Source organism: Caballeronia sp. (genome assembly GCF_049581465.1).
Taxonomy (GTDB): domain Bacteria; phylum Pseudomonadota; class Gammaproteobacteria; order Burkholderiales; family Burkholderiaceae; genus Caballeronia.
Genome location: NZ_JBAUSA010000411.1, coordinates 1 through 3,684, shown reverse-complemented (window position 1 = coordinate 3,684; position 3,684 = coordinate 1). Strand labels below are relative to the sequence as shown.

Genomic DNA, 3,684 nt, shown 5'->3' with positions numbered 1-3,684 from the left:
GATATACGCAAGCTGCCTGGTGGAATCGAATCCCTATTGCTGCCTGGGCGATGATGATATTGATCGCCGTTTGCTGCAACGTCATGCTCGGCTACGGCATACGAAACACTGAAGGCAAGGGCGTGATGCTCTTGATTTTTCCGCTCGTAGTGTCGGTGGCCTTTACGCTTATTGCAGACATCGACAGCCCTCGAGGCGGAGTCATTCGGGTCATTCCGCAGAATTTGATGAGTCTCGCGGAAACGTTGCATCGACATGGATAGCGCGGCCAATATGCACTCACTCTTACCTTTAGGTCCGCATGCCCGCGCCTTGCGCGTTCACGTTCCCTGAAATATGCGTAGCCCCTTCGATACTGGGGACCAGCGACATCAGGCGTGACCTGCGTCGCCTTCCCTTCGTCGCCCAGCCTACGCTGCTGGCGCTCATCCACCCTTACATGCGATTGCAAGGCCTCCTATCTTTCCGCGATGACGCCATCGACGGATCACCGAAGTGCACCGCCCGTTCCGTGGGCACCTCCAGGCACCTCACGCGGCTGGGTTAGCGCGCTGACCACAACGAACACGACGATATTCAAAGCGAGCGCCAGCAAACCGATATTGAGATCTTTCACCGCATCAGGCAGAAAAGGAAACATTTGTCCCAGGGTCAAATGCATCGTGGTGGTCACGATAACCACGGCAACTCCTGCGACGATTCCACCCATCGCGCCGTACTTTGTCGCGCGGCTGCCCGGCATCAAGCTCGCGATGAGGGCAGGGAACAGTTGTGTCACGAAGCTATAGCCCATTAGCAGCAGGGCCACGATTGTCGTGCCGCCCTGAAGCGTGAACCAGATCGCGACCAGCGCAACGACGGGCACGAGCCACCGCGCAAGCCGTCCGACAAGCGCGTCGGAAGCCTGATGGTTGATCGCGCCGCGATAGACATCGTTTGCAAGCAGCGTGGACGCCGCCGTGAGAATCATGGAGCCGGGCACGAGCGCCGTGAGGACACCGGCAGCGCCGATGACACCGACAATCCAGGGATCGAAAGTCTGGATGGACAGCCGGAACAGCGACAGGTCGATATCGCCGCCCTTGAGTCCCGGCACCTTGAGCGTCGCGGCGAACCCTACAAAGAACACGAACAGGAGAACCAACTGGTAGACCGGCAGGATGATGGCATTACGCCGGAAAATCCGTTCGTCGCGAGCGGTGAAGATCGAACCAAAGGTGTGCGGCCACATGAAGAAGCCAAGTGCCGTGAGCAGTACGGTGGACTGGAACCACGAGACGCTCGAACCCTTCGCCGGGAAGGTAAGAAAGCCGGGCTTGGCAAGATCGATGGCGTGGAACATCGGGCCTATGCCGCCATACAGGTGATACGGAAGGTAGATGCCGAGCGCTACCACAATGGTCAGGATCAAGATGTCCTTAACCACTGAATTCCACGCTGAACCGCGGACGCCCGACAAGGTGACATAGGCCGTTACCACCAGCGCGCCGATCCAGACAGCGGCCGTCGACGATATAACGCCATAAGACGCCGTCGCGACGATGATGCCAAGCCCCTTGAGTTGCAACACGAGATAGGGAATCAGCGCGACTACGCCCACTACCGCGACCAGTACGCCGAGCGCGGGGCTATCGTACTTTCGCGCGAAAAAATGCGGCTGCGAGACCAGGCGATGCTTCTTTGCGTATCGCCAGATCGGCGGCAGCATCCAGTAGGAGAGGATATAGGCGAGCGTCCCGTAGGCGAGGATGTAGTAGGCCGGCGCGCCTTTGCCGTACGCGAAACCGCTGCCGCCCAGGAATGTGAAGGTTGTGTAGATTTCCCCTGCCATCAGGAGAAATACGAACGCAGTTCCGAAGCTGCGGCCGCCAACGGTCCATTGTTCGAGATTCATGTCGTGGCCGCGCCGGGCGCGCACGCCCAGATAGAGCGCGAACACGGTCACCGCCACGATGATCAGAAGTGCGCTGTTCATGAGCGGACCTCCTCGACATCCGGAGTCGCCTGGCGGTTGGCTGGATCAAATCGATAGATGATGCCCATGATGGCCGCGCTTAGTAAGATCCAGATAACGATCCACGCAAGCACGAACGGCATGCCGAGAACCAGTGGTTCAACCTGATTGACAAAGGGGATGCCAAGCAAAATACCAATGAACGGCAGCGCAGCCATGATTCGAAAAACCATAATGGGCGACTCCTTGAACAGGCGGGGTTCGTGTTGTTGACCGGGCTTTATCTGGCTGACTTTATGCTTTCTTGCCTCTCAGGCAAAGCGAGTCAAAATGTCGTAGGGTTTTTGAAAGCATGCGCGGATAACGCGGATAATGCGGGTGACACCTCAGGCACGGGTGTCGCTCAGAGCAGACCACCTATTTTTAACACCGCAGCAAACAACAAAATGGCCACAGCCAAACCGGCGACAGTTACGATAAGCGTCATCGCGAGGATGCCGATGTCTCTTATCCACTGAGGAAGGCTGGGCGCCACTTTCTTCATCGGAAGTCCCTACAGGTGGCGACGCTTGGATTAAGGTGAGCCTTCGAGCCAGCGGCGACACGCCGCTCCCGTCAATTTAGTCACCCCGTGATATTCTTATGAAAGAATTCAAGTGAACTAAATCGATCGCGCTAAACGGGATATTACCAACTTGCCAATGGGTCCGGACATATCACTCACTCGCCTTATCGACAGACGAACATTGCGACGAGGGCACCGGCTCTGGTTGCACTATGGCGTGTTCTGGATTGGGGCAATCGTTGTGGGCCTGATTGCGGTGGGTTACGCACGGCTAATCGACTTCGGCTACAGCATCTTTCTTAACTATGAAAGCCGCCACGCCTGGCTTCCCCTGATCTTGACGCCTCTTATCGGAGGCCTCTCGGTCTGGCTCACGCGCCTTTTTTTCCGTGGCGCCGAGGGCAGCGGCATCCCGCAGGTCATCGCGACACTACATGGCCCCACCACGGAACTCGGTGAAAAACTTCTCACCGTGAAAATCCTGGTCGGCAAAGTCCTGATTTCCTTTCTTGCGATTTTGGGCGGCTTTACGATCGGCCGCGAAGGGCCGACCGTTCATGTCGGGGCGGCGCTGATGTTTAACTTGCGCAAGTTCTATCCCAGACGCTTCCGAGCGATTGCGGGCGCCCCGCTTGAGCGACGGCTTGCGCTTGCAGGCGCGGCGGCTGGCTTGTCGGCGGCGTTCAATACGCCGCTCGCGGGAATCGTTTTCGCCATCGAGGAACTCACGCGCAGCTTTGAGCAGCGAGCAAGTGGCGTGTTGATCACGGCAATCATCTTCGCCGGCGTTGTCGCACTCGGCATCAACGGTAACTACACCTACTTTGGAACGATCGACGTCGGGACACACTCTCCCGACATGCTCGTGCTTGCCGTTTTGATTACAGGTATCGTGGCCGGGATCGCGGGTGGCGTGTTTTGCTGGCTTTTACTGAACACGCGTCGCTGGATGCCCGCTCCACTGCTTGAACTTCGAGATGGCCGGCCCGTGCTATTCGGTGCGCTTTGCGGACTGGTCGTCGCCGTGGTCGGCGTGTTGTCGGGCGCCCAGACGTTTGGTAGCGGATATGCCGAAGCCCGGGGTCTGCTGGAAGGTCACGTACACCTGTCGATTATGTATCCAGTGTTAAAGCTGGTATCGACGGTCGGTTCGTATCTCTCGGGG

4 protein-coding genes and 1 pseudogene are annotated in these 3,684 nt (G+C 57.8%); 2 read left to right on the top strand and 3 right to left on the bottom strand.

Annotated features, from left to right (window positions below; all coding sequences use genetic code 11):
• Positions 1–263, top strand: a pseudogene (locus tag WCA53_RS10325) (hypothetical protein); the annotation flags it as partial.
• Between the two features lie 224 nt (positions 264–487).
• Here the strand turns inward: WCA53_RS10325 and WCA53_RS10320 are convergent.
• The 3 genes from WCA53_RS10320 to WCA53_RS10310 form a co-directional block, all read right to left on the bottom strand.
• The gene (locus tag WCA53_RS10320; RefSeq protein ID WP_423908737.1) at positions 488–1,975 is read right to left on the bottom strand and encodes a sodium:solute symporter family protein; all 1,488 of its coding nucleotides are present in this window, start codon (positions 1,973–1,975) and stop codon (positions 488–490) included.
• Entirely contained in the window at positions 1,972–2,187 is a 216-nt protein-coding gene (locus WCA53_RS10315; protein WP_423908735.1) for a DUF3311 domain-containing protein, read from the bottom strand. Before WCA53_RS10315 ends, WCA53_RS10320 begins: the two co-directional genes overlap by 4 nt.
• A gap of 170 nt (positions 2,188–2,357) precedes the next feature.
• Positions 2,358–2,498, bottom strand: coding sequence for a hypothetical protein (locus WCA53_RS10310; RefSeq protein ID WP_423908733.1), 141 nt, complete (start codon positions 2,496–2,498; stop codon positions 2,358–2,360).
• 157 nt (positions 2,499–2,655) lie between these two features.
• On the opposite strand from WCA53_RS10310, the gene WCA53_RS10305 reads away from it, so the two are divergent.
• The coding region (locus WCA53_RS10305; RefSeq protein ID WP_423908731.1) for a chloride channel protein at positions 2,656–3,684 on the top strand (1,029 nt) is incomplete at its 3' end.